Origin of the sequence: Bradyrhizobium sp. C9 (genome assembly GCF_002532045.1) — a bacterium.
Taxonomy (GTDB): Bacteria; Pseudomonadota; Alphaproteobacteria; order Rhizobiales; family Xanthobacteraceae; genus Bradyrhizobium.
The window spans coordinates 98,557-124,467 of the sequence record NZ_NWTG01000021.1 but is presented as its reverse complement, the minus strand read 5'-3'; the positions used below and the strand labels follow the sequence as shown (position 1 = coordinate 124,467).

Annotated in this window: 24 protein-coding genes and 1 tRNA gene; 20 read left to right on the top strand and 5 right to left on the bottom strand. The window is 62.8% G+C overall.

From position 1 onward, the window contains the following. Positions 1-16: 16 nt before the first annotated feature. From fdhF to CO675_RS30820, 3 genes are read left to right on the top strand one after another with little or no spacing between them, the layout of a single operon-like run. A complete protein-coding gene (fdhF, locus tag CO675_RS30830) occupies positions 17-2,803 on the top strand; it encodes a formate dehydrogenase subunit alpha (protein WP_097675529.1) in 2,787 nt (928 codons plus the stop codon). A 55-nt stretch (positions 2,804-2,858) separates the two neighbouring features. Further along, complete coding sequence (locus CO675_RS30825; protein ID WP_245453002.1) at positions 2,859-3,653, top strand: dienelactone hydrolase family protein; 795 nt, start codon at positions 2,859-2,861, stop codon at positions 3,651-3,653. A 31-nt stretch (positions 3,654-3,684) separates the two neighbouring features. Then, positions 3,685-4,419 carry a substrate-binding domain-containing protein gene (locus CO675_RS30820; RefSeq protein WP_245453001.1) on the top strand — a complete coding sequence of 245 codons (735 nt, stop codon included), beginning with the start codon at positions 3,685-3,687 and terminating at the stop codon, positions 4,417-4,419. 50 nt (positions 4,420-4,469) lie between these two features. Here CO675_RS30820 and CO675_RS30815 read toward each other — a convergent pair whose 3' ends face one another. Continuing rightward, positions 4,470-5,009, bottom strand: a complete 540-nt coding sequence (locus CO675_RS30815) for a hypothetical protein (RefSeq protein WP_097675526.1) — start codon at positions 5,007-5,009, stop codon at positions 4,470-4,472. Between the two features lie 38 nt (positions 5,010-5,047). Between CO675_RS30815 and CO675_RS30810 the strand changes: the two genes are divergently transcribed. The 3 genes from CO675_RS30810 (at position 5,048) to CO675_RS40730 (ending at position 7,908) form a co-directional block, all read left to right on the top strand. Beyond that, positions 5,048-5,686, top strand: a complete 639-nt coding sequence (locus CO675_RS30810) for an exopolysaccharide biosynthesis protein (RefSeq protein WP_158231333.1) — start codon at positions 5,048-5,050, stop codon at positions 5,684-5,686. Positions 5,687-5,801: 115 nt separating this feature from the next. Next, positions 5,802-7,013: an ABC transporter substrate-binding protein gene (locus CO675_RS30805; RefSeq protein ID WP_097675524.1), complete on the top strand. Its 1,212-nt coding sequence runs from the start codon at positions 5,802-5,804 to the stop codon at positions 7,011-7,013. 751 nt (positions 7,014-7,764) lie between these two features. Then, a complete protein-coding gene (locus CO675_RS40730; protein ID WP_158231332.1) occupies positions 7,765-7,908 on the top strand; it encodes a hypothetical protein in 144 nt (47 codons plus the stop codon). A 24-nt stretch (positions 7,909-7,932) separates the two neighbouring features. Here CO675_RS40730 and CO675_RS30795 read toward each other — a convergent pair whose 3' ends face one another. Further along, the gene (locus CO675_RS30795; protein ID WP_143279174.1) at positions 7,933-8,418 is read right to left on the bottom strand and encodes a hypothetical protein; all 486 of its coding nucleotides are present in this window, start codon (positions 8,416-8,418) and stop codon (positions 7,933-7,935) included. A gap of 299 nt (positions 8,419-8,717) precedes the next feature. Between CO675_RS30795 and CO675_RS30790 the strand changes: the two genes are divergently transcribed. From CO675_RS30790 to CO675_RS30765, 6 genes are all read left to right on the top strand, one after another. After that, complete coding sequence (locus CO675_RS30790; RefSeq protein WP_097675521.1) at positions 8,718-9,494, top strand: bestrophin-like domain; 777 nt, start codon at positions 8,718-8,720, stop codon at positions 9,492-9,494. Positions 9,495-9,850: 356 nt separating this feature from the next. Further along, positions 9,851-10,855 carry a TRAP transporter substrate-binding protein gene (locus tag CO675_RS30785; RefSeq protein ID WP_097675520.1) on the top strand — a complete coding sequence of 335 codons (1,005 nt, stop codon included), beginning with the start codon at positions 9,851-9,853 and terminating at the stop codon, positions 10,853-10,855. Positions 10,856-11,145: 290 nt separating this feature from the next. Further along, on the top strand, positions 11,146-11,718 hold the full coding sequence (locus CO675_RS30780) for a TRAP transporter small permease (protein ID WP_097675519.1): 573 nt from the start codon (positions 11,146-11,148) through the stop codon (positions 11,716-11,718). After that, positions 11,718-13,001 carry a TRAP transporter large permease gene (locus CO675_RS30775; RefSeq protein ID WP_092115778.1) on the top strand — a complete coding sequence of 428 codons (1,284 nt, stop codon included), beginning with the start codon at positions 11,718-11,720 and terminating at the stop codon, positions 12,999-13,001. Before CO675_RS30780 ends, CO675_RS30775 begins: the two co-directional genes overlap by 1 nt. A gap of 236 nt (positions 13,002-13,237) precedes the next feature. Next, positions 13,238-13,819 (top strand): Spy/CpxP family protein refolding chaperone, encoded by a 582-nt coding sequence (locus CO675_RS30770; protein ID WP_097675563.1) that lies wholly within the window; start codon positions 13,238-13,240, stop codon positions 13,817-13,819. Between the two features lie 165 nt (positions 13,820-13,984). Then, positions 13,985-14,060 (top strand) — tRNA-Lys (locus CO675_RS30765). Between the two features lie 61 nt (positions 14,061-14,121). Here CO675_RS30765 and CO675_RS41680 read toward each other — a convergent pair. Both CO675_RS41680 and CO675_RS41675 read right to left on the bottom strand, forming a co-directional pair. Continuing rightward, entirely contained in the window at positions 14,122-14,286 is a 165-nt protein-coding gene (locus CO675_RS41680; protein ID WP_245453000.1) for a hypothetical protein, read from the bottom strand. A 147-nt stretch (positions 14,287-14,433) separates the two neighbouring features. Next, positions 14,434-14,751 (bottom strand): hypothetical protein, encoded by a 318-nt coding sequence (locus CO675_RS41675; RefSeq protein ID WP_245452999.1) that lies wholly within the window; start codon positions 14,749-14,751, stop codon positions 14,434-14,436. A gap of 381 nt (positions 14,752-15,132) precedes the next feature. On the opposite strand from CO675_RS41675, the gene CO675_RS30755 reads away from it, so the two are divergent. The 3 genes from CO675_RS30755 to CO675_RS30745 all read left to right on the top strand — a co-directional run bounded on the left by CO675_RS30755 (position 15,133) and on the right by CO675_RS30745 (position 18,251). Next, positions 15,133-16,389, top strand: coding sequence for an aromatic ring-hydroxylating oxygenase subunit alpha (locus tag CO675_RS30755; RefSeq protein WP_097675518.1), 1,257 nt, complete (start codon positions 15,133-15,135; stop codon positions 16,387-16,389). Between the two features lie 8 nt (positions 16,390-16,397). Then, the gene (locus CO675_RS30750) at positions 16,398-16,916 is read left to right on the top strand and encodes an aromatic-ring-hydroxylating dioxygenase subunit beta (RefSeq protein ID WP_097675517.1); all 519 of its coding nucleotides are present in this window, start codon (positions 16,398-16,400) and stop codon (positions 16,914-16,916) included. A gap of 123 nt (positions 16,917-17,039) precedes the next feature. Beyond that, positions 17,040-18,251, top strand: coding sequence for an alpha-hydroxy acid oxidase (locus CO675_RS30745; RefSeq protein ID WP_097675516.1), 1,212 nt, complete (start codon positions 17,040-17,042; stop codon positions 18,249-18,251). Between the two features lie 163 nt (positions 18,252-18,414). Here CO675_RS30745 and CO675_RS30740 read toward each other — a convergent pair whose 3' ends face one another. Then, entirely contained in the window at positions 18,415-19,017 is a 603-nt protein-coding gene (locus tag CO675_RS30740; RefSeq protein ID WP_097675515.1) for a TetR/AcrR family transcriptional regulator, read from the bottom strand. 727 nt (positions 19,018-19,744) lie between these two features. On the opposite strand from CO675_RS30740, the gene CO675_RS30730 reads away from it, so the two are divergent. The 5 genes from CO675_RS30730 to CO675_RS30710 are packed head-to-tail and all read left to right on the top strand — an operon-like array spanning position 19,745 to position 25,898. Next, positions 19,745-20,887, top strand: a complete 1,143-nt coding sequence (locus tag CO675_RS30730) for an ABC transporter substrate-binding protein (RefSeq protein ID WP_097675513.1) — start codon at positions 19,745-19,747, stop codon at positions 20,885-20,887. A gap of 19 nt (positions 20,888-20,906) precedes the next feature. Then, on the top strand, positions 20,907-21,974 hold the full coding sequence (locus tag CO675_RS30725; protein ID WP_245452998.1) for a branched-chain amino acid ABC transporter permease: 1,068 nt from the start codon (positions 20,907-20,909) through the stop codon (positions 21,972-21,974). Then, entirely contained in the window at positions 21,971-23,740 is a 1,770-nt protein-coding gene (locus tag CO675_RS30720) for a branched-chain amino acid ABC transporter ATP-binding protein/permease (RefSeq protein ID WP_097675511.1), read from the top strand. The genes CO675_RS30725 and CO675_RS30720 overlap by 4 nt, the downstream gene beginning before the upstream one ends. Then, positions 23,737-24,501 (top strand): ABC transporter ATP-binding protein, encoded by a 765-nt coding sequence (locus CO675_RS30715; protein ID WP_097675510.1) that lies wholly within the window; start codon positions 23,737-23,739, stop codon positions 24,499-24,501. Before CO675_RS30720 ends, CO675_RS30715 begins: the two co-directional genes overlap by 4 nt. Beyond that, positions 24,501-25,898, top strand: coding sequence for an FAD-binding oxidoreductase (locus CO675_RS30710; protein ID WP_245452997.1), 1,398 nt, complete (start codon positions 24,501-24,503; stop codon positions 25,896-25,898). The genes CO675_RS30715 and CO675_RS30710 overlap by 1 nt, the downstream gene beginning before the upstream one ends. The last annotated feature ends 13 nt before the right edge of the window (positions 25,899-25,911 follow it).

Below are 25,911 nucleotides of genomic sequence, written 5' to 3'. Positions count from 1 at the left end.
TCGACGAGGATCTTGAATGAGCAACGATCAGAACTCCGGCCAGACCATCCAGTTCGAGCTCGACGGCCACCATGTCGAGGCACGGGCCGGCGAAACGATCTGGCAGGTCGCCAAGCGCCAAGGCACCGAGATCCCGCATCTCTGTTATTCGCCCGCGCCGGACTATCGGCCGGACGGCAATTGTCGCGCCTGCATGGTCGAAATCGAAGGCGAGCGCGTGCTGGCGGCGTCCTGCAAGCGGACGCCTTCGGTCGGCATGAAGGTGAAGTCGGCCAGCCAGCGCGCCGTCGCGGCGCAGAAGATGGTGATGGAGCTGCTTGTGGCCGATCAGCCGGCGCGCGAGACCTCGCACGATCCGGATTCGAAATTCTGGCACTGGGCCGAGAAGACCGGCGTCACCGAAAGTCGCTTCCCCGCCACCGAACGCTGGCGCGCCGACACCAGCCACCCGGCGATGCGCGTCAATCTCGACGCCTGCATCCAGTGCGGCCTGTGCGTGCGGGCCTGTCGCGAGGTGCAGGTCAACGACGTCATCGGCATGGCTTATCGCAGTCACGGCTCGAAAATCGTGTTCGACTTCGACGATCCGATGGGTGAATCGACCTGCGTCGCCTGCGGCGAATGCGTCCAGGCGTGTCCCACCGGGGCGCTGATGCCGGCTGTCATGCTCGACGACAAGCAGACGCGCGTGACGTATCCCGACCGCAAGGTGGACTCGCTGTGCCCGTATTGCGGCGTCGGCTGCCAGGTCACCTACGAGGTCAAGGACGAGAAGGTGATCTACGCGGAAGGCCGCGATGGCCCCGCCAATCACAACCGACTCTGCGTCAAGGGCCGCTTCGGCTTCGACTACATCCACCATCCGAACCGACTGACCAAGCCGCTGGTGCGGCTGCCGGGCGTCAAGAAGGACGCCAACGACCAGGTCGATCCGGCCAATCCCTACACCCATTTCCGTGAGGCATCCTGGGACGAGGCGCTCGATCTTGCCGCGGCGGGCCTGCGGAAGATCCGCGACGAGAAGGGCGCCAAGGCGCTCGCCGGGTTCGGTTCGGCCAAGGGCTCGAACGAGGAAGCCTATCTATTCCAGAAGCTGGTCCGCACCGGCTTCGGCTCCAACAATGTCGATCACTGCACGCGGCTTTGTCACGCCTCGTCGGTGGCGGCCTTGTTCGAGGGACTGAGCTCCGGCGCGGTGTCGGCGCCGTTCTCGGCCGCGGCCGACGCCGAGGTGATCTGGGTCATCGGCGCCAATCCGACCGTGAACCATCCGGTCGCGGCGACGTTCATCAAGAATGCCGCCAAGCGCGGCGCCAAGCTGTACGTGATGGACCCGCGGCGGCAGACGCTGTCGCGCCACGCCACTCAGCATCTCGCCTTCAAGCCGGGCAGCGACGTCGCGATGCTGAACGCGATGATCCACACGATCATCACCGAAGGCCTGACCGACGAGCAGTACATCGCCGGCTATACCGAGGGCTATGACGAGCTGAAGGCGAAGATCCAGGAGTTTACGCCGGAGCGCATGTCGCAGATCTGCGGCATTCCGGCCGAGACGCTGCGCGAGGTGGCGCGTGCCTATGCACGCGCCAAGTCGTCGATCATCTTCTGGGGCATGGGCATCAGCCAGCATGTCCACGGCACCGACAATGCGCGCTGCCTGATTGCGCTCGCGCTGATCACCGGCCAGGTCGGCCGGCCCGGCACCGGGCTGCATCCGCTGCGCGGCCAGAACAACGTGCAGGGCGCCTCCGACGCCGGCCTGATCCCGATGTTCCTGCCGGACTATCAGCCGGTCGGCCGCGACGACATGCGCGGCGCCTTCGAGAAGCTGTGGGGGCAGGAGCTCGATCCGGTGCGCGGCCTGACCGTGGTCGAGATCATGAACGCGATCCACGCCGGCGAAATCCACGGCATGTATGTCGAGGGGGAAAATCCCGCGATGTCGGATCCGGATCTGCAGCACGCGCGCCAGGCGCTCGCCAAGCTCGATCATCTCGTGGTGCAGGACCTGTTCGTCACCGAGACCGCGTTCCATGCCGACGTGATCCTGCCGGCCTCGGCGTTCGCCGAAAAGTCCGGCTCCTTCACCAACACCGACCGCCGCGTGCAATTGGCGCGCGAGGTGATCAAGCCGCCGGGCGATGCGCGGCAGGATCTCTGGATCATCCAGGAGATCGGCAAGCGGATGGGACTGCCTTGGAATTATGCCGGGCCGGGCGAGGTGTTCACCGAGATGGCGCAGCTGATGCCGTCGCTGAAGAACATCACCTGGGAGCGGCTGGTTCGCGAGGGCGCGGTGACCTATCCGGTCGACGATCCCGACAAGCCGGGCAATGAGATCATCTTCACCACCGGCTTCCCGACCGAGAGCGGCCGCGGCAAGATCGTGCCGGCCAAGGTGATCCCGCCGGACGAATTGCCCGACGACGAGTACCCGATGGTGCTGTCGACCGGCCGCGTGCTCGAGCATTGGCACACCGGCTCGATGACGCGCCGCGCCCAGGTGCTCGACCAGATCGAGCCCGAAGCGGTCGCGTTCATGACGCCGAAGGACATGCGCAGGAAGGGGCTCGCGCCCGGCGACTTCATCCGCCTCGAGACGCGCCGCGGCGCGGTCGAGGTCAAGGTGCGCGCCGACCGCGACGTGCCCGAGAACATGGTCTTCATGCCGTTCTGCTACGCGGAGGCGGCGGCGAATCTGCTGACCAACCCGGCGCTCGATCCGTTCGGCAAGATTCCGGAATTCAAGTTCTGCGCGGTCCGCGCCGAGAAGATCGATATCCGGACGGCGGCGGAATAGCCGTCCGGGCCAAGACAAACACAACGCGGCGACGCCAACCCGCAGGGAGATCAGCATGCGAGCGATCATCGTCGGAGCACTTTGCGCCATCGCAATGGTCGCGAGCGCGCACGCCGCGGTCAAGGAAGAGCCGGTCACCTACACCGACGGCGAGACCACGATGAAGGGCTTCGTGGTCTATGACGACGCGACGACGGCCAAGCGACCGGGCATCGTCATGGTGCACGAATGGTGGGGCATCACCCCGCATATCCATAACGAGGCGCGGAAGTTCGCCGAGCAAGGTTACACAGCCTTCATTGCGGACATGTACGGCGACGCCAAGACCGCCGACAACCCGAAGGATGCCGGCGCGCTCGCGGGATCGGTGATGAAGGATGCGAAGGTGATGGAGCGGCGCTTCAACGCCGCGCGCGAGCAACTCGCCAAGCAGGCTTCGGTCAATCCGCAGCGGATCGGCGCCGTCGGTTACTGCTTCGGCGGCGCGGTGGTGCTGAACATGGCGCGTGCCGGCGCCGATCTCGCCGCCGTTGCGGGCTTTCACGCGTCGCTCGGTCTCAATACGCCTGCACCGGCGCCCGGCACCGTCAAGGCGAAGATCCTGATTCTGAACGGCGCGGACGATCCGTTCGTGAAGCGCGAGCAGTACGATGCGCTGAAGAAGGATTTCGACGCGGCGAAGGCCGATTACCGGATCATCGAATATCCCGGCGCCGTGCACGCGTTCACGAACCCTGAAGCGACCGAACTCGGCAAGAAGTTCAACCTGCCGCTCCGATACGACGCCAAGGCCGATCAGGAATCGAAAGCCGAGGCGGCCAAGCTGTTTGCCGCAAGCCTTCAGAAATGAGCCGACGGGCCGCCGACATGGTGCCGCTGCCTTGACGGCGCCGATCGCCGATAGCCCGGACACGATCAGGGTCATCATTTCCGGTGGCTTCGCTGCGGTCTATCGGGAAGTCCTGCCCGAATTCGAGCGCAGCACCGGCATCAAGGTGGAGACCGGATCCGGCGCATCGGAGGGCACCGGTCCGAAAACGATCAGACATCAGCTCGCGCACGGCACGAAGGCCGACGTGGTGATCCTGTCGCGAGAGGGACTGCGCACGCTGAACGAGGACGGGCGGATTCGTGCGGGATCCGACACCGGCCTCGCGACGGCGCCTTTGGCGGCCGCGGTTCGCTCGGGCGCTCCGAAGCCGGACATCGGCAATGCTGCCGCGCTGAGACAGGCTTTGATCGATGCGGGCCAGGTGGTGGCGCCAAGCAGCACCAGCGGACAATTCTTCCGCGACAAGGTCTTCCCCAGGCTGAACCTGCCGGACACGGTGCGGCTCACCCTCGAGGCGCGCGGAACCGAGGCGGCCGAAGCGCTGCGCGCGGGCAAGGCGAATTTCTCGATCGGGCCGACCAGCGAATTGGTGCAGGAGACCGGTATCGAGGTCGTCGGTCTGCTGCCTCCGGATCTCCAGCTTGTGCAGACCTTCACGGCCGCGGTTGTCAGCGACTCAAAATCGCCTGACGCAGCCAGGCGCCTGATCGAATTTCTTTCCTCAGATACCGCTATCCTGCGCGCGGCCATCAAGCGGGCGGGCATGGAGCGGCCGCGCGGATAGGCTGCCGTCACCGACTGGTTGCGCTGAACTTGGGCTGACGGCGGCGCGGCTCAGCGAGCCCCGGCGCCCGGTGCCACGTTGAGCGGCGCACCACCGGTCGAAATCGGACCTGCCGGTTTCGGCGTTCGAGCCGGCGGCGGCTTTCGGGGCTTCGGGGCCGCCTGCGCGACCGGTGCTGCACGCGGCTGGTCGGCCGCTGCCGCTGGCGGCGGCGGCACGGGAGCCGGAGCAGGGCGCTGCAGCGCGTCGACCTTCGACGTCAGGGCCGCCAGCTGGTCGACGACGGTCTTCAACTGCTCCTGCTGGTCCGCCACCGACTTGCCGAGCGCGCCGATGTCATCCTCGAGCTTCTGCTGGGTCGCGAGCAGATCCGGCAACGTCTCCTTGTCGCCTGCGGCCACCTTGTCGCCGGCCGCAGCGTTGCCGAGGGACGGGACCAGCGGCGCGATCTGCGGCCAGGCGTAGACACCCCCGGCGCCCGCACTGGCGATGATGACGATCAGCAGGAACCACGGCCAGCGGCGGCGCGTGGCGGGAATTGGGCTTGACGGCGCATGGCGCTGCCATGCCTGATCGGAATCGTGGGTCACCCATGCTTCCTAGTCTGCTTCGGCAGCTGTTGCAATCGATGCCGAGTCTGACCACTTTGGCAGCTATGTCCCCCTCGTCCGGAGCCCCATTGGCGCCCACGCACACGTCCCAACTTCTTGAGGAACTCGTCGCTCAAGCACCGGACGGCCCCGTCGATCTCGAATGGCTCCTCAGCAACCTGGACAAGCGGTCGTTCGGCCTGCTCCTGCTGCTGTTGGGGCTGCTGGTCATCATCCCCGGCGTCGCAACGGTTGCGACGCTGGCGCTGCTGTTTCCGGCGGTCGAGATGATGCGTGGCCGCAGCGCGCCGTCGTTTCCGCGTTTCCTGTCGAAGCGGCAGTTCGACTTCAAGCGCTTCAAGCGCTTTACCGTTCTGGTCCGTCCGATGCTGCAGGCGATCGAGCGCATCAGCCGGCCGCGCTGGGACGCGCGTCGCGACGTGATCGATCGCCTGGTCGGACTGGTCGTGTTCCTGCTGGCCTTCTCGGCAGGCTGGCCGCTGCCTCTGGTGAACGTCATTCCGGGAATGGTGGTCGTCCTGATCGCGGTCGCCTACCTGCAGGAGGACGGCCTGCTGCTGACGATAGCGATGGCGGCGGCGCTGATCTGCTTGCTCGGGCTCGGATGGACGCTCTGGGCAACGTTTGGCGCCGTGATGAACTGGATTGGGCTGTGACGCCCGGCGGCTAGTGCGGTTCGATGTCCCGACTTCAGGGGTCGACATCTCGTGCGGGCTTGATCATGATCTCGCCGGACGTCGCGGCAAACAGCGACGCGAATGGGGAGAACACATGCGTTGCATCACGCTCGCGGCCGTCGCCGCGCTCAGCCTTGCCTCCACGTCGGCGGTTCTTGCTGCCGACAAGAAATACGATCCCGGCGCCAGCGATACCGAAATCAAGATCGGGCAGACCATGCCCTACAGCGGTCCGGCTTCGGCGTATGGCACGCAGGGCAGGGCCGAAGCTGCATACTGGAAGATGATCAACAGCCAGGGCGGGATCAACGGCCGGAAGATCACGCTGCTGAGCATGGACGACGGCTACAGCCCGCCGAAGACGGTGGAGCAGACGCGCAAGCTCGTCGAGCAGGATGAGATCCTTGCCAATATCGGCTCACTGGGCACGCCGACAAATTCGTCGATCCAAAAATATCTGAACGGCAAGAAGATCCCGCATCTCTTGATCTCCACCGGGGCCTCGAAGTGGAATGATCCGAAGGAATTCCCCTGGACCACGCCGTTCTATCCGCCCTATGCGCAGGAAGCGAAGATCTACGCCAAGTACATTGCCAAGGAGCTGCCCAACGCGAAGATCGGCGTGATCTACCAGAATGACGACTTCGGAAAGGACTATCTAAGGGGCTTCAAGGAGGGGCTGGGAGAGAAGGCCGGCCTGATCGTCAAGGAGCTCAGCTACGAGGTGACCGATCCCACGATCGATTCCCAGATCGTCAATCTGAAGGCCAGCGGCGCCGACGTGCTGATGACGATCACGACGCCGAAATTCGGCGCGCAGGCGATCCGCAAGGTTGCCGATCTCGGCTGGAAGCCGACGCACTTCATCGTGTCGGTCGCAAGCTCGATCGGTGGCGTGCTCGAGCCCGCCGGCCTCGAAGCATCCACCGGCCTGATGACGGCGCTGGCGACCAAGGTGGTCGGCGACCCCGCATGGGACACCGACAAGGGCGTGCAGGACTATCTCGCCTTCATGAAGCAGTGGTATCCGGAGGGCAATCCGATCGATGGCAGCAACCAGATCGGTTATCTGTCGGCGCAGTTCACGGCCATCATCCTGAAGAACTGCGGCGACGTGCTGACGCGCGAGAATCTGCTGAAGCAGGCCACGAACCTGAGCAAGGTCTCGCTGCCGCTCCTGCTGCCGGGCATCACGGTCTCGGTGTCGCCGACGGACTATTCCACCTTCGACACGTTCAAGCTCGCCAAGTTCGACGGCAAGACGTGGAAGTTCTTTGGCGAGAACATCAGCACCGCGTCGCGCTGAGGACAAGCGAGAGGCGGCCATTGCTGGCCGGCAACCATGGACGCAGCAAAGTTCGCTGCGTCCATGCGAAGGCGTTGCCTAGCGCGGATGTCTGGATCGCTTGAGCTCGGCGACCTGAAACTTCCCGGCGGCGGACAGGCTGCTGCAAACCCAGTGGGCCCGATTTCGGTATTCGCCCAGGAACACCTTGGTCTCGAGGCAATCCTCGTAGGATTTGTAGGTGAGGTTGTCTCGGCACGTTGCCGAGAACGGTCCGTAGGTCTGTCCGCCGCCCGACTCGCTACACCCAACCCAGGGGTCTTTGCCGTGGGGAAGGCTCGACTCGCAACCCCCGTTGCAGTTGCTGGCTACCTTCTCCAGACTGGCAATCCTCCCCAAGACTGTATCCGGCGCAGGCGACGGCGTTCGCGCGCCTGAGGATGACGTGTGACCGGCGAGCGATGTGCGGCGAGCAGCTAGGCGGCTGCTTGCGACCTCCTTGGGCCTGTTCGGCCTTGCCGCCTGCTTCGGCGCGTCGACCGTGATGGAGGGAAGCGGGGCGCTGGAGCCTGTTGCGGTTTGCGACGCAACAGGGCCGCACAACAAGGCGGTTGACAGGAAAGCTATAGCGGTGGTCGCGACAAACCTTGACGACAATTTCATGACCTTGTCCTCTCAAGGACGGACATGCCGTCCTAATTGCATTGCCACGCAGATTCAACTAGCCGAATTCCCAGGACTTGGCCACTGAGGGTCAAGAGAGTTTCTGCCGATGACCGACCTTGACATGGTTGTGAGGGACGATGTGGACCACGCGCCCGAAGCCGTTGCCGTGTCTGTTATTTGGCTCAAGTCGGGCATCGCGGCGGCGCTGCTCGAGGTCGCCTTTTTGATCCAGCTGAGACATTCCACCTGATCGACCTGTTTAAAGAGAGATCGATCACACCACGAGAATTCCGATCATCAAGATTGCCGACAGAACACTGAACGCGGTGACATTCGCATCCCATAACCACGGCCCAATTGGCGATCGAAAGGGTAGGTAGCCGTTTTGATCATGGAGTGCGCCGCCAAACAGCTTTCGTGCGAGGAGCGTGACGAAGAAGGCCCCGTAGACCGCAGCGCCAAGCGCTCCAGCAAGCCACAGCCTTTCTTTCGCAAGCGGTCCGCTCAGCCAAATCAGGCAGAGGGCGATGACCGCGATGCCGGTATAGCTAAGGACCTGCCACACGACGTGGAAGCGTGCGTGCGGCGTCCATAATGGATTGGTTGCATGGGTACGGTTGAAATCGGCTTTGATCGTCACGAAGCCGTACCCGATGGCAGCGAGCGTCAAGAGAACTCTTGATAGCAAGTGCCCGTCGCTGATGCTTTCCATTGGCAGCCCCCCAAATCGAGAATTGTGATCTTCATTCCCGTCAATCATTCCGGCTGCATCCAATCACATCCAGGGCCGCGATGGCTACTTGCGCTGTTGGCACGGAGCGGACGCCATCACGGCGCTGCTCCACGTCGCCTCTTGACCGACTTTTGCAACAAAATCGGCCCGGAGCGGACATTGTTGCCGTGCTGACCGATGTCTTCTTCGGCGAGGAGAACGGGCTGCACACCGCCATCGCCACTTCCATTGAGGGGTACGCCTTCCGGTGCGAGCGTTTTTGGATGACGTGAACGTCACGCGCCCCTAGTCTGGTTGCAGTGGCTGTGGGGGGCGTTGCCGTAACGATGATCAAGGCCTGGCTGGACTTTCCGACATACGAGTTGTTTGCCGTTCTCGTCGTGCTCTATGCGGCGACCGGCGCTGCGATCGTCATCGCGAGTTTCAGCCCGGCAACCGCTCGGGCGAGGCGCCGTGTCGAGGGCGTCGTGGCGCCGTTCTTCGGTGCGGTCGGCGTGCTGTTTGCGCTGCTGACCGGATTTCTCGCCAGTGATATTGCCGATCGCAACCGTCAAGCGGCCCGTGCGGTGCAAGCGGAGGCGGGGGAATTGCGCAACGTCGATGCGCTCAGCATCGCCTCTGCGCTGGACATGCGCAGCGTCAGGTCCGTCCTTGCCAAATACGTCGCGGCCCTGGTCAACGATGAGTGGCCGGCGATGACGGAGGACCATGAGGCGCGCACAGCCGAGTCCGCCTATAACGCGCTGCTGCAGGAAGTCAGCGATCCCAGGATCGCGCAAAAAGCGGGCGCGCCAGTGCAGACGGCCTTGCTCAATGCTGCGGTCCGCGTGGGCAGTGCGCGTTCTGAACGGCTTGCGCTGGCGTCCGATCGCACGATCGATGCCAAATGGATCCTGGTGATCGTCCTCGGCGTGGTCACGCAGGTGGCGATCGGGCTGGTGCATCTGAACAAGGCCGGTGCGCAGATCACGGCGCTCGGCGTGTTCTCGATCGCGGTGGTGATGGCGCTGGGACTCATCGGTCTGCAGGAGCGTCCATTCGCCGGGGATGTCCGGGTCGAGCCGGGACCTCTTGCAGAGCTCGCGAAGACCATCGCGCAATGAGGATGCGGCTGTTGCCGCGGACGCAACGAGACACGCGGCACGTCCCTCAGGAGGATGGGTAGAGAGCTTGTCAGGGACGACAGCCGGCAGAAGCGCGCAGCATTCGCGCCCGGCGAACTCGTCATTGCCAAACCTCGCATTGACCGTGCGGCCATGGCCGGGCACAGCGTGCGGGCGGTGTCATTGAACGGTCGCAAGAGCCGAAAGGGATACCGCCGCATTGGATTTTGCAGTGCAGCAATGGTGCAATTCAGCCCCTGCTAAAGGGGCAATGGCAATCGCCGTTGCTTGTCTGTAATGGTGCGACCGGATGTCTCGGGGCCGGTATTCGTGCTCCGCAATACGCGGGAGGAAACATGCGTAAATTCATTTTGGCTGCGGCGTCGATCGCGGCCTTGACCTTTGTCGGGCAGGCCTCGGCGCAGTCGCCGATCGTCATCAAGTTCAGCCACGTGGTGGCCTCGGATACGCCGAAGGGCAAGGCGGCCGACAAGTTCAAGGAACTCGCCGAGAAGTACACCGGCGGCAAGGTGAAGGTCGAGGTCTATCCGAACTCGACGCTCTACAAGGACAAGGAAGAGCTCGAGGCACTGCAGCTCGGTGCGGTGCAGATGCTGGCGCCGTCGAACTCGAAGTTCGGCCCGATCGGCATCAAGGAATTCGAAGTCTTCGATCTGCCCTACATCCTCCCCGACCTGAAATCGCTGCGCAAGGTGACCGACGGTCCGCTCGGCGGCCAGCTGCTCAAGAAGCTGGATTCCAAGGGCATGACCGGTCTCGCCTATTGGGACAACGGCTTCAAGCAGATGAGCGCGAACAAGAAGCTGGTCGCGCCGGCCGACTACAAGGGGCTGAAATTCCGCATCCAGTCGTCGAAGGTGCTGGAGGCCCAGTTCCGCGCGCTCGGTTCGATTCCGCAGGTGATGGCGTTCTCCGACGTCTACCAGGCGCTGCAGACCGGCGTGGTCGACGGCCAGGAGAACACCTGGTCGAACATCTACACCCAGAAAATGCATGAGGTGCAGAAGTATGCGACCGTCACCAATCACGGTTACATCGGCTACGTCGTGGTCGTGAACAAGAAGTTCTGGGACGGCCTGCCGGCCGACATCCGCGACCAGCTCAACAAGGCGATGAAGGAAGCCACCGAGTTCGGCAACAACCAGTCGGCCAAGGAGAACGAGGACGCGCTCGCCGAGATCAAGAAGGCCGGCAAGACCGAGATCGTCACCTTGACGTCGGAGCAGGACGAGGCGATGCGCAAGGCGATGATGCCGGTCTACAAGGACGTGGCCTCGCGCGTCGGCCAGCCCCTGATCGACGAATTCCTCAAGGAAACGGGCCGCAGCCCGATGAACTAAGGCGGATCGCCTAACAGCTGCCGAGAAGGCGGTGCGCTCCCTCTCCCGCTTGCGGGGGAGGGTTGGGGTGGGGGCTCTCTCCACGAGTCATGTTGTGGAGAGAGCTCCCACCCGCATTGCATCTTCGATGCAATGCGACCTCCCCCGCAAGCGGGAGAGGTGCAAGGAGTTCGCGGATGGACTTCTCAACCGAGAGCCATCACGCAAATCTAACGAATGCCGCGGCCACGTGAGGCCGCGGACTGGGTGCCGTGGCCGGTTGCCGCATCAGGCCATGACAGGGGAGATCAATGCTGCTGAAAATTCTGGACCGGCTCGAGGAAATCATCATCGCGAGCCTGATGGGCGCTGCGACGCTCTTGACCTTCATCACGGTCGTGCACCGCTTCCTGGTCGACGTGCCGGTGCTCTATCCGTATCTGTTCGGCATCAATCTCGCATGGTCGCAGGAACTGTGCATTTACATGTTCATCTGGATGGCGAAGTTCGGCGCCGCCTATGGCGTGCGCACCGGCATCCATGTCGGCGTCGACGTGCTGATCAACCGCCTCAATGACGCCTGGCGCAAGCGCACCATCACCTTCGGCCTGCTCGGCGGCGCGCTGTTCACCGCGATCGTCGGCACCATGGGCGCCAAGTTCGTGTTCGAGCTGATGCACACCGATCAGGTCTCGCCGGACATGGAGATCCCGAGCTGGATCGTCTATGCCTGCATCCCGCTCGGTTCCTATCTGATGTGCTTCCGCTTCCTGCAGGTGTGCTGGACCTACTGGAAGACCGGTGAGCTGCCGCACCATGACGCCTCGCATGTCGATGGCGTCGAGACCAGCAAGACCGCGCCCGTCGCGCTCGGAGAAGCGTGATGAGCGCCGCACTTATCTTCGGACTGCTGTTTGCCCTGATGCTGACGGGCATGCCGATCTCGATTTCGCTCGGCCTGACCGTGCTCACCTTCCTGTTCACGATGACCGAGGTGCCGATCGAAAGCGTCGGCCTGAAGCTGTTTTCGGGCCTCGACAATTTCGGCATCATGGCGATCCCGTTCTTTATCCTGGCCGGCACCTTCCTGACCCGCGGCGGCGTTGCGCGGCGCATGATCGCGTTCACCACCTCGCTGGTCGGGCATCTGCCCGGCGGCCTCGGCCTTGCCGGCGTCGCGGCGTGTGCGATGTTCGCGGCGATCTCGGGCTCGAGCGTCGCCACTGTGGTCGCGATCGGCTCGATCATGATGCCGGCGATGGTCGATCACGGCTATCCGAAGCGGTTCGGCGTCGGCGTGATCTCGACCTCGGGCGCGCTCGGCATCCTGGTGCCGCCCTCGATCATCCTGGTGCTCTACGGCGTCTCCACCAACACCTCGATCGGCGCGCTGTTCATGGCCGGCATCGTGCCGGGCGTGCTGCTCGCGCTGATGCTGGCCGCGGTGACCTTCTTCGTGGCGCAGCGAAACGGCTATCCGAAGATGCCGCGCGCGACCATCGGCCAGCAGTTCACCGCATTCCGCGAAAGCATCTGGGGCCTGTCGCTGATCGCGATCGTGCTCGGCGGCATCTATGGCGGCATCTTCACGCCGACGGAAGCGGCCGCGGTCGCCGCCACCTACGCCTTCTTCATCACCGTGTTCGTCTACAAGGAGCTAAAACTCTCCGAGGTGCCGAAGGTGCTGCTGCAGGCGGCGAGCATGAGCTCGATGCTGCTCTACATCATCACCAACGCGGTGCTGTTCTCGTTCCTGATGACGCATGAGCAGATTCCGCAGGAGATGGCGGCCTGGATCATCGACAAGAACTTCTCGGTCTGGATGTTCCTGCTCGTCGTCAACGTCATCCTGCTGCTTGCCGGCAACGTGATGGACCCGTCGTCGATCCTCCTGATCATGGCGCCGATCCTGTTCCCGCTGGCGACCAAGCTCGGCGTGCATCCGGTGCATCTCGGCATCCTGATGATCGTCAACACCGAGGTCGGGCTGTGCCATCCGCCGGTCGGGCTCAATCTCTACATCGCGAGCAGTATCGCCAAGATGGGCATCAGCGAGATCACGATCTCGGTGCTGCCGTGGCTGTGCGCGATGCTGGTGTTCCTCGGCCTGATCACCTACGTGCCGGAGATCTCGCTGTGGCTGCCGAGGCTGTTGGGAATGATCTAGCGCATGATCCGGAAAAGTGCGCAGCGGGTTTCCCTCGCGACAAACGCGGAGCGTTTGCGCGGAGATCATGCCAAAGCAAACAGACGAGAAACCAAAGCGCGACCTCGCGCTTTGGTTGTTTCTGACGGGCAATGAAGCGGATTACATCTTGGCAAGAAAGGTCTCTCTGTCCAATCCGTAAGTTGAAGGCGAGGGGCGGCGGCATCATCTTCAAGCAACCTTCAAAGGAGGTTTGGATGAAGAAAGTTCTGCTCGCCGGCATCGCGGCGCTCACGATTGCCGGTTCGACCGCGGTCTATGCCCAGCATCGCCCGTGGTTCCATGGCCAGATGCGGATGAGTCCCGAGGATCGGGCCGCCTTCCTCGACGCGCGCATTGCTGCGGTGCACGCCGGGCTGAAGCTGACCGCCGATCAGGAGAAGCTCTGGCCGCCGGTCGAAACCGCGGTGCGCGACTTCGCCAAGATGCGGCTCGATCGCGCCAACGCGCGGATGGCCGCGGAGAAGACCGATGCGGATAAGGCCGACAAGCCGGATGATCCGGTCATGCGGCTGCGCGAGCGTGCCGACAACATGGCCGCAACCGCGACGTCGCTGAAGAAGATCGCCGATGCCGCCGACCCGCTCTACAAGACGCTCGACGACAACCAGAAGCGGCGGCTGACCATGCTCACCCACATGGAAGGACGCGGCTTCGGCGCCGAGGGCTGGCGCCGCCATCGCCTCGAGCGCGGCATGGATCGCTGGGAGCATGGCGGCCGCGACCATCATTTCGACCGCGATGACGGTCCGGATCAGGAGCGCTCCGGCCGGCTCTGAGCGCCAGCCGCCGGCATCCTCGCCAAGCCTATGAAAGGCCGCCGGAATCCGGCGGCCTTTCGGCTGTCAGAAAGTCGGGAAAAGTTGCGCCAGCTTGCTGGACATCGCGGAATCGCTTTGCTAAACGACGGCCTCTCTTGCGAGGGTCATTTCCGGACAAGTTCCGGGCGCATAGCTCAGTTGGTAGAGCAGCTGACTCTTAATCAGCGGGTCCCAGGTTCGAGCCCTGGTGCGCCCACCAAGCTTTTCAAGGACTTAGCTGTCTTGATCAGTTTGCGATCTCTCGCCGTTTACACCGCCGTTTACAGTTCTGTTCTGGCTTCGAGCTTCAGCACGGCAGCTTCAGCCAGCTGAATGTCGCGGCCGAGGTAACGCGCGTCGAGAATCGCCTCGACATCCTTCAGGCTGTGCCCGGTAAAGGTCGCGATCTGGGGCGCGGTCGCGCCGGCGACGGCCAACCTGACCACTGCGGTTCCCCTGAGATGGCGATCCGGCGGCCTGTCTTCGACTGGCGCAGCCGTATGTGGGGGCCGTCATACGCCGACCACGGCAGCCGCAAGAGATCGCCCTGCCGCTGGCCGGTCCACGGGGCCAACATGAGGGCCAATTTGATCTCAACACTGGCGGTCTCGAGCATGGCCGCAATCTGTTGCTCGCCCCAGATATTGTCCTTTCGCTCGGCCGCATAGAGGCCGCCGCCGTTCGCGTGGGTTGGTTGCGATGATGCCGCGATTCTTTGTGAACGACATGATCCGCGCCAAGGTGGTCCAGGCATAATCGGCCTTGCGGGGCGTCTCGGCGAACGAGCCACGCCAGTTCTTGAAGTCGCCGCGTACGCGACGATCGGCGAGCGCCGCCAAAGGCAGGTCGCCGAACTCGTTCTCGATCAACTTGAGATAAGTGAGGTACGAGCGGCGGCTTGGATGCAGCAAGGCTGGTGAATTCCGGTGCCGCCTTGTATTGGGCGATGATCGTCATGAAGGTGCCCACGCGAGGCTGGCGCAGACTTGCGTGCGCCTCATTATCAGGCGCCGGCCATTTTTCCGATTGGAATCCATCGAATAGATCCAGTGTTGCAACTCGCGCCAACGCAAGTACGAGCTTCGCACTTTCATCAGCTGACGCAACTGCAAGCCGCGGCATCGATGTCAAGCTGCCGCCTCGTGGGGATGAGAACGCGCAAGGCAATCAACCCCGATCAGACCACTCACTTTGTGACTGGTCCGAGTCAGTTCGGGCTAATCGAATCAACTTGACTTCGGAGCCGCGTCAGTATTTATAGACCGAACGATCGGACTAAGAAAGTGAGCGCAATGACGTCCCTCGCCAACAGCCACGACTGCCGTGCCTTGATCGAGCCGGCCAGAGTTCACAGCCGCCTATATTATGACAAGGGCATTTTCGAGCAGGAGCTTGAGCGCATCTGGCACAAAAGCTGGGTCTATGTCGGCCATGTCAGCGAGGTGCCAAACCGTAACGACTACGTCACCAAGTCGATCGGGCCGACGCCAGTTTTGCTCGTCCACGATCGAACAGGACAAATCACGCTGCTGCTGAACAAGTGCCCCCACCGTGGCAATCAGCTCTGCGCCTATCGAGAGGGCAATCGCAGCACATTCACCTGTCCCTACCATTCCTGGACGTTCAGCAATACCGGCGAGCTAACCGGCTTCGCCTATGCCGATGGCTACAATGGAGCAGATAAGACTAGGTTTTCGCTTGGTCGGGTGCCGCGTGTTGCGGTCTATCGCGGCTTCGTGTTCGGCTCATTTGCCAGCGACGGGCCCTCTCTGGAGGACTATCTCGGTGGCGCCAAGGCATCGCTCGACCAGTTGCTCGACAATTCGCCCGAAGGTGAGCTCGAACTCACCGCTGGCTTCCTGCAACATCGCACGAAGGCAAACTGGAAGTTCCTGCTGGAGAACGAGACCGACGGCTACCATCCGGCCTTCGTTCACGGCTCCGTTTTCCAGGTTACCGATAGCAGCATCGGCAAGCTCTATGGTCCGCAGTCCAATGCGCTGACCCGCGACTTCGGTAATGGCCACACCGAGTTTGATCTAAGGCCGGAATGGCGACGTCTCGACAAGCCACTTGCCTGGTTCGGCACGACGGAGGACCGACTGCCCGACTATACCGAGGCGATGAAGGCAAGCTACGGCGCGGAGAGGGCGCGCCAGATCATGATCGACGGCTCGCCACACACCATGATCTTTCCGAACCTGTTCATCGCCGAAATCCAGTTGTTCGTTCTGCAGCCGATTGCCGTCGACGAGACCATCCAGCACGTGACGGCGCTGCAGTTCAAGGGTGCCCCCGCTTTCAACCGCCGCCTGCGCCAGCAGACCATGGGGTCCGTCGGCCCCGCCGGCTTTCTGCTCGCGGACGACACCGAGATGTATGAGCGTAACCACCGCGGCGCGCTGATCAGTGACCCCGAGTGGTTGACCCTGAGCCGCGGCCTCCATCGCGAGCGCCGGGATGAGAACGGATATCTCATCGGACATTCGACCGACGAGGTGCCGCAGCGGGGTATCTGGCGGCACTATGCCAGCTTGATGGCGGCTTGAGGTCGGCGATGGATCAGAAGGAGATTTCGACGGTCCCGGAACCATCCGGGAGCAGGCGAGGCAGCCTGCTCGAGCGGGTCGAGCAATTCCTGTTCATGGAAGCGCGGCTGCAGGATACGCACGCCTATGACGAATGGGAGGCGTTGTGGACCGAAGACGCGATCTACTGGGTTCCCGCGAACGGTGCGACGAACCCCGAGATGCAAATGTCGATCATCTACGACAATCGCTCGCGGATAGGGGTGCGGGTAAGTCAGCTCAAAACCGGCCGACATCACACGCAAACGCCACGATCGGAGCTCGCCCGTATCGTCTCCAACGTCGAACTCGTCGAGCAGACCAGAGGCGAAGTTGAGGCGCGTGCCAACGTGTTTATCTTTGAGGATAATCTGCGCGGCGAGACCTTGTGGGCGGCGCGCAATGAATACCGGCTACGCGTATCGGACACGGGATTCATGATGGTCCGCAAGAAGGTGTCGCTCGTCAACAATCACAAGCCGATCTCCACGCTGTCCTTCCTCATCTAACCAATCGCGAGCTATGACTTGCGCGGGTTGGACCTCGGTGAGTTTCCTGCAAGGGCTGAGTCCGAGCTGCGGCCTGCCAGACGCTCTAGGCTCTCGTCGCAACCTATTTCGGAAGGACGGTTGATGAAGTCCCGGGTCCGCGTCCATTCGATCGAAGAGTATCGCGAGTTGGCACGGCGCGCTTTGCCGACGATGATCTTCGACTTTTTCGATGGCGGGGCCGATGGTGAAAATACGCTTGCACACAACCGGGCTGCGCTGGACGCAAGGCGGCTTCTCGCTTCGGCACCGGTCAACGTAGGCAGTCGCAGTCAACAGGTGAAGCTCTTCGGCAAGACCTACGCAATGCCGCTGATCATCGGACCAACAGGTCTGGCCGCAGCGGCTTGGCCGAACGGGGACGTAGCTCTGGCCCGAGCGGCCGGTCGGACCGGTATTCCATTTGTCATGAGCTGCGCCGGCACCTGCACGCAGGACGAAGTCGCTTCGGCCGGTGACGGCTCCAAATGGATGCAGCTTTATATCTTCAAGGATCGCGCCTTCAGTGACCGAATCGTCGACAAAGCAGACGCACTCGGCTTCGACGCGATCGAGGTGACGGTCGACAACGCCGTGGCCGGCAAGAGACTACGCGACGCGCGCAACGGATTTTCCCTGCCGTTCCGGTGGACCCCGGCAAAGCTCGCGAGCCTCGTCGCGCATCCCCGCTGGAGTTTGAGGATGGCGCGAGCGGGCACTCCACAGCTCAAGGTAATGGCCGAAGGGCTCGGGCTTAGCAAAACCGATACGATCGCCGAGCTCATGCAGAGCCAGTTCGATGCATCTATTTGTTGGGACGACATCGCAAGGCTACGAGATCGCTGGAAGAAGCCCCTGATTGTCAAGGGCGTGCTCGATCCCGCACATGTCGCCAAGGCCCTGGCCGTGGGAGTCGATGGTTTGGTAATCTCCAACCACGGCGGTCGACAGCTCGATGGGGCGGTGGCGCCGATCGATGTCCTGCCGGAGTTCGTCGCTGAGGCATCCGGGAAGCTGACGTTGCTGGTAGACAGCGGCTTCCGGACCGGCGTCGACATCGCCCGCGCGATCGCGCTTGGAGCGAGTGCTGTCCAGATCGGGCGTGCCACGCTCTATGCGCTCGCGGCCGGAGGTGAGGACGCCGTGTTCCATGCGCTCGGCCTCCTGCAGGCCGAACTTGACGTCGCTCAGGCGCTCCTCGGCGCAGCGCGGATCGAGGATCTTCGTCCAGGGATGATCCGGCGACCGGTAACAGGCGCATTCGCACCCGGTCCCGCAACAGGTGGTGACATCCCAGCTTCGAGTAGTCGTCCTTAGCTTAGGAAGGGTCGTGGCAGCAAAGTTCTGTTTGATGATACCGAGCCTGTCTGCTGTCTGCGCCTTCATGCACTAGCCCGCACCGTCGCTCGAGATCGGGCTCGACTATTTCGTTTGAAGAGCGATGTTCGACGAGAGGCGGAGCCTGGAAATGGGGGACGGCTCAGAGGGCCTTGGACTTGATGTAACCGTCGAGAAACAGACTGACCGCACGATCGGCAAGCTCGGTCGGCAGTACGTCTCCGTCGGGCTTGAACCAGGTATAGGTCCAGTTGATCATGCCAAAGAAGAGCATCGCATCGATGTGTGCGTTGGATGCGTCCCTTGCGCGATCGGGGCGTATTTTTGCGAGGATGTCAGTGACGATCTTGATGAGCTGCCGCTGCTTTTTGATCACATCCTTGCGCACGTTGGTTGGCAAGAATTCCAGGCAGGTCAGCATCACCGCATGCTTGTCGCTTGATACGGCGTAAATCTCCATGAAGAAGCGGATCAATCTGCGAAAGCGCGCCACATCATCTTCGCGTCCGGCAAGGATGTCATTACAGCCTGCCAGCAGTTTGTCGACATGCTCGGTCAGCATGAAGACGAGAATGGCGTCCTTGGATTCGAAGTAGTGATATAGACGGGATTTCGAGCAGCGACACGCTGCGGCGATATCGTTGATGGAGGTGGCGGCATATCCGCGGTGGGCGAACAGCGAGGCAGCCTGCTTGACGATTGATTCCTGTATGTTGTCGTAGTCCGGCGAGCGCGGTCTCGTCACAAGCTTTCCTGTCCAATCGTTCGAACGATCGGACTATATACCCTCACACCTGTTTCGGGGCAATCGAGCAGGTCGTGCAGCCATCCGTCCAATGCTGGAGACGCGTTGCTTTGGCCCCGTAGCGCAGCAAAGCTACTTGGGCCACGCGTCCGTGACGATCACGGCGGCTGGAAAAGCTGCGTTTGAAGAGATGGCGGGGATAGCGCGTGTCATTGAGGATGACTCTCTTGGTCCGCTCGCCGCAACCGAGCGTCGATTGCTCAGTCAAGCGATAGCGGGCCTTGAGGTGGTCAGCGCTCGCATCGAAGCGGCTGGTTGGCATGCGTTGCGGGAGCGAAATAGCCTCATGACACAAGTTGTGCTCATCCGGGCCAGCTCGTTTTAGGGCTGCCTAGCCTGTCGCCATTGCGAATGAGGGTGGCCGGCCAGCTGTTTCTTTCGCTCGGAAGCACACTGCACTCTTCAGCCGGTATTGCCTGTGGGGACACCGCATTCGTCGCCATTTAGGCCGGCTCTGTCGCTTCGCCGATCCTGAGCCCATAGCCATCACTCTGGCAAGCTCCGCACCAGGATCGAGTCAACAAACGTCGCGAGTTCTGATTTTTTGTCTTTCTTAGTCCGACCGTTTGGTCTAAGAAAGAGCTCGGCGGTCTCTTTGAAGTGGGACCGCACGCGCGCAAGGCGGCGATCCGTCGGCGAGCAGAAAAAACGGCCGTGAGGAGGATCCATGAAGAAATTGATCATTGCCGTGGTGGCGATACTGACCCAGGCGGTTCCATCTCATGCCGAGGTCAGGATTGGGGTGATAATTTCGGCGACCGGGCCGGCCGCGTCCGTCGGCATCACTCAGCAACGCGCCGTGACCATTCTCCCGCGAAAACTTGGCGGGCAGGATGTCCGCTACATCCTGCTCGACGATGCCTCCGACGCGTCGGCGACCGTCACGGACGCTCGCAAGCTGATCACGGAAGAGAAAGTCGATGCGATCGTCGGCCCGAGTCTCACCCCGAATTCGCTGGCGTTGCTCGACATCGTGGCGGAGAGCAAGACGCCGATGATCAGCCTTGCCGGATCGGCGCTGATCGTCGACCCGCCGACCGACAAGCGCCGCTGGGTGTTCAAGACGCCGCAGAGTGACGCGCAGATGGCTTCCATCGTGCTCGATCACATGAAGCGCAAGAACGTCAAAAGCGTCGGTCTCATTGGCTTCACCGACGCCTATGGCGAAGGCTGGATCAAGGTGCTGACGGGTCTCCTCGAGGGCGCCGGCATCAAGGTTGTAGCGTCCGAGCGGTATCAGCGCACTGACACGAGCGTACTTGGCCAGGTTCTCAAGATCATCTCGCAAAATCCCGACGCGGTCTTTGTCGCCGCATCAGGCACGCCCGCGGCGCTGCCGCAGACCACGCTGGTCGAGCGCGGCTACAAGGGTCTGATCTATCAGACGCACGGCGTCGCCAATAACGACTTTCTTCGCATCGGCGGTAAGGCGCTCGAAGGAACCTTCGTGCCCGCCGGTCCGGTGCTGGTGGCAGAACAGTTGCCCGACGGCCATCCGGCGAAAGCGGCTGGCCTCGATTTCATCGAGCGTTACGAGGCGATCCCGGATGCAGGCGCGCGCTCGACCTTCGCTGCCTATCTCTGGGACGCGCAGCTTATCCTCAACAGGGCAATTTCCGTCGCCTCCGACATCGCCAAGCCTGGAACGGAAGAGTTTCGGGTGGCCCTGCGCGACGCCATCGAGAACGTCAAGAACGTTGCCGGGCCGAACGGGGTCTACAACATGTCGCCGGCGGATCATCTTGGCCTCGACGAACGTTCGCGCGTGATGACGCAGATCGTCGACGGAAAATGGCGTCTGGTGCAGTGATGCGCCTCTGTCGATTGGCTTGTCGCCGAGAATCACGCGAGGCTGCATGAACACAGACGTTGCATTGATCCTTCTGCAGGACGGACTGGTCAGCGGCGCAGTCTATGTTCTGCTGGCGACTGCGCTCGTGCTGGTGTTCTCGGTCACCCGTGTCGTCTTCGTGCCGCAGGGCGATCTGGTTGCATTCACCGCGCTGACCTTGTCTGCTTTCGAAGCCGGTCAGCCGCCGGGCACCGTTTGGATCTTGATCGTCGCCGCCGCGATCGCCCTCGCGCTCGATGTCATCGAAGCGGTGAGGTTGCGGGATCGGCTGCACGCGACGCGGTCGCTGCTGCGCTTTGGCCTGGTGCCAACGGTGATCGTCATGGCCGCGTTGTTCCTGGTGCCGAAGACGGCCCCGCTGGCCTGGAAGATGGCCGTAAGTGCCGCCTTGATCGCCTGTCTAGGTCCGTTGATCTATCGGATTGTCTTTCAGCCGCTTGCCGCGGCCTCCCCGCTGGTCCTGCTGATCGCAGCGGTCGCGGCGCATCTCGGGCTCAGCAGCATTGGGCTGCATGTTTTCGGTGCGGAGGGCGTGCGCACCGAAGGCTTCTCCGGCGCTCCGTTTGCGCTGTTCGGCATGATCGTGACACCGCAGGCAGTCGGCGTGCTCGCCAGTAGCGTCACGGTTGTTACAGCGCTCTATGTTTTCTTCCGTTTCTCGCTGCGCGGGCGCGCTTTGTTGGCGGCAGCGCACAATCGGCGCGGTGCGGAAATCGTGGGCATCAGCACGGTGGCGGCTGGCCGGACGGTGTTTCTCTTGACGGGGATCGCCGCTGCCATTTCCGGACTGCTGATCGGGCCGACCACGACACTCTATTATGATTCCGGCTTTCTCCTCGGCCTGAAGGGCTTTGTCGGTGCCATCGTCGGCGGCATGGCGGTCTATCCGCTCGCCGCTGCGGGCGCACTGCTGGTTGGCACGGTGGAGGCTTTTGCTTCGTTCTGGGCCAGCGCCTATCGCGACGTCATCGTCTTTCTTGTCATCATTCCAGTGCTGTTCTGGCGCTCCGTCTCAACGGTCGCGCCGGAGGATGGTCTCGAATGACGCGCCTGATCCGGTTTGCCCCCTTGCTTGCGCTCGTTGTGGCGGCAGCGTCGCCGGTGCTGTTGCCGGTCTATCAGGTCGAGGTCATCACGTATGTGATGATCGCCACCATCGCCTGCCTCGGCCTGGTGCTCATGACAGGCATCGCCGGCATGGTATCGTTCGGCCAAGCGGCATTCGTCGGGCTTGGCGCCTACGTGTCCGGGTATCTGTCGACGCGCCTTGGATGCTCGGCCTGGATCGGGCTCGTCGGCGCCGTGATGACTGCTGGCGTCGTTGCCGGACTGATCGGCGCCGTTACCGTACGCATGAGCGGACACTATCTTGCGCTGACTACGCTCTGCTTCGGCATCAGCTTCTACTTCCTGGTCGGCAATTCCGAGATGCTCGGCCGCTTCAACGGCCTGACAGGAATTGCGCCGGTGAGCGTCGGCGGATTCGATCTGCGCAGCGAGCGGCAGGGCTACTACCTGGCGCTGGTCACAATCGTCCTGGTAATGGCCTGGTGCCGTCAGCTCTTGGCATCGCGGACCGGGCGCGTCCTGCGCTCGTTGCGATCCGGGCCGGCGATCGCCGAGACGTTCGGCGCCAACGCCTATCTCTATCGCTTGATGGCCTTCGTGCTCGCCGCCGTCATAAGTTCCATCGCAGGCTGGCTCTACGCCCACGTGCAGCGCTTCCTTAGCCCGACGCCCTTCGGGCTCACCGCCAGCATCGACTATCTCTTCATGACGGTCATCGGCGGAAGCAGCCAGCTATGGGGCGCTCTGCTAGGCGCGAGCCTCGTGACCATCATCAAACACGAGTTGCAGGATCTCCTGAAATTCGTGTTCGGTCCGACCACGCGGCTCGAGCTCCTGGTGTTCGCAGCGATCATGATCGTGGTGCTGCAGAAGGCGCGGAAGGGCCTATGGCCGTTGTTGGAACAGCGGATCGCGCCGAAGGCGGCTCCGACCCTGGATATCGAACCGATGATTCTGCCGCATCGGCGGCCAAAGCCCGAACATGGCCTGACCGTGGTTACGGCAAGTCACCTTGAGCGACGGTTCGGGGGACTGGTCGCGGTCGACGACATCAGCTTCCACGTCAAGAGCGGTGAGATTCTCGGCATTCTGGGCCCGAACGGTGCGGGTAAGACCACACTGTTCAATCTCATCAGCGGCGCGCTCTCGCCCAGCCAGGGCGAGCTGAGCTTCCTCGGCGCGCCGCTGTTGCGAGCGAGCGCGCGCGACATGTGCCGGCGCGGCCTTTCTCGGACGTTCCAGCATGCTGCGCTCGTGCAAGACATGACGTTGCTGGAGAATGTTGCAATCGGGGCGACCCATCTCGGTCGCTGCGGCCTATTCGCCAATTCGCTTCGCCTGGATCGCACTGAAGAGAGGCAATTGCTCGGATGGTCGAGGCATCTGCTCGATCGCGTAGGGCTTGCGGACAAAGCGTTCGAGCTCGCGGGCAATCTGTCGCTCGGCCATCAGCGGCTGCTTGAGATTGCTCGCGCGCTTGCGGCCGATCCCGTGCTGTTGCTGCTCGACGAGCCTGCGGCTGGATTGAGGATGAATGAGAAAGTCGCGTTGGCCGAGCTTCTCGCCGAGTTGCGGTGCGAGGGCCTCGCGATCGTGCTGGTGGAGCACGACATGGATTTCGTGTTCCGCCTGGCCGATCGGTTGATGGTGATGAATTTCGGCCGCCGCATCGCCTACGGCCGTCCCGACGACGTTCGCGCCGACAGCGGCGTGCAGGAAGCCTATCTCGGAGCGGCGGCATGACGGCCCTTCTGAGGATCGAGCGCTTTTCGGTCAGATATGGCCGGCTGCTTGCGGTGAATGACGTCTCGCTCGAGGCCCATGCAGGCGAGGTGACGGCGGTGATCGGGCCGAATGGTGCGGGCAAGACCTCGCTGGTGAATGCGATCATGGGCCTCATTCCTTTCGAGGGCAGCCTTGCGTTTCCAGCCTGGCCCGCGGCAGCGCGTTCGATCGAGGCACGGATAAGGGCACGCATTTCCCTGGTGCCTGAAACGCGCGACCTGTTTGGACCGATGAGCGTCCTCGACAACCTAAGGCTCGGCGCGTTCGCGCTGCGCAGTGAGGTTGGCTTCGACATGGCGTCGCGGCTTACCGGGGTTTTCAAGCTGTTTCCACGCCTTGCCGAGCGGCGCGAGCAGCGCGCCGACACATTGAGCGGCGGAGAACGGCAGATGCTGGCGCTCGGCCGCGCGCTGATGCTGCGTCCGTCGTTCCTGATGCTTGATGAGCCAAGCCTTGGCCTTGCGCCGCTGATCGTCGCCGAGATGTTCCGCATCATACAGCGCCTGAAGAATGATGGCGTCTCTATTCTCCTGATCGAGCAGAACGCGCGTGCCGCACTGCGCATTTCCGATCGCGCCTATGTGCTTGAGAACGGAGCTGTCCATCTTGCCGGTGGGGCAAGTGAAATTGCGGCCGACCCGCGGATCATTGACGCCTATCTCGGTGGGTCGATGACCGCGGCTGACGATGGCCGGCAGCGGCTCTCGGGGAGACGATAGTGAGGCAGAACACGACGCAGGCGACCACCCGTCTCAGCGGCCGCTTCGGCGATCAGTTCACGACCGTTGACGCGATCCGCCGCCATCACGCCACCGGCGTCACCGCGCATCGGACCAAGACGCCCGACGCCGTACTGTTCGCACGCAGCACCGCGGATGTCGTCGATGCGGTCAGGATCTGTCATCAACATAGCTGTCCCATGGTGCCCTTCGGCACGGGTACCTCGACCGAGGGGCAGATCAGCGCCGAGCAGGGCGGTGTCACCATCGACCTTTCGGGCATGAACCGCATCCTGCGCGTGTCGGCCGACGATCTCGATTGCAGGGTGGAAGCAGGCGTGACGCGCAAGACGCTGAATGCGTCACTGCGGGACACCGGAGTGTTCTTTCCGGTTGACCCCGGGGCCGATGCATCGATCGGCGGCATGGCATCGACCCGGGCTTCCGGTACCAATGCCGTGCGGTACGGAACGATGCGGGAGGTCGTCATGTCGCTGTCCGTGGTGCTCGCCGATGGCCAGTTGATCGAAACCGGAACGCGGGCGAGGAAGTCATCGGCCGGCTACGACCTGACACGCCTTTTCGTCGGCGCAGAGGGAACGCTCGGCATCATCACCGAGGCGACGCTGCGGCTTGCGCCGATCCCCCAGCGTATCGCCGCTGCGGTCTGCACATTCCCGACCGTACGAGCTGCCGTATCGACCGTAGTCGAAGCACTGCAGAGCGCTATTCCACTTGCACGTGCCGAGCTTCTGGATGCGTTGCAGGTCGAAGCCTGCAATCGTTACTCGAAACTCGACCTTGCCGTTTGCCCGACGCTGTTCCTGGAATTCCACGGTACTGATCGTGCGGTCGACGAGCAGGTCGAGATGATGGCCGGGATCGCCAAAGAGTACGGCGGCAGTGACTTCCGATGGGCTACGGCGACCGAGGAGCGAAACCGGCTTTGGCAGGCGCGTCACGATATCTGGTGGGCTGCGTTGGCCCTGCGTCCGGGCTCGCGCGGAATACCGACCGATATCTGCGTGCCGATTTCGGCGCTGCCCGAGGTCGTTGCGCAGACGCACGCGGATGTCGCCGAACTTGGGCTGATCGCGCCGATGTGCGGCCATGTGGGCGACGGCAACTTTCATCTCTGCGTCCTGGTAGGGCCCGATGATCGCGACGAGCAGGCGCGTGTCGCCGAACTGAACGCCCGCATGGTCGCGCGCGCACACGCGGTCGGCGGGACCTGTACGGGCGAGCACGGGATCGGCACCGGCAAGATCGGCTATCTCGCCGCCGAGCGGGGCGAAGCAATGGCGGCGCTTTGCGCGGTGAAGCGTGCCCTCGATCCCCGCAACATCATGAATCCCGGGAAGATCCTGGATGTCGGCGCGTATCGTCCCTACCAGTAGCGGCGCGATGCAC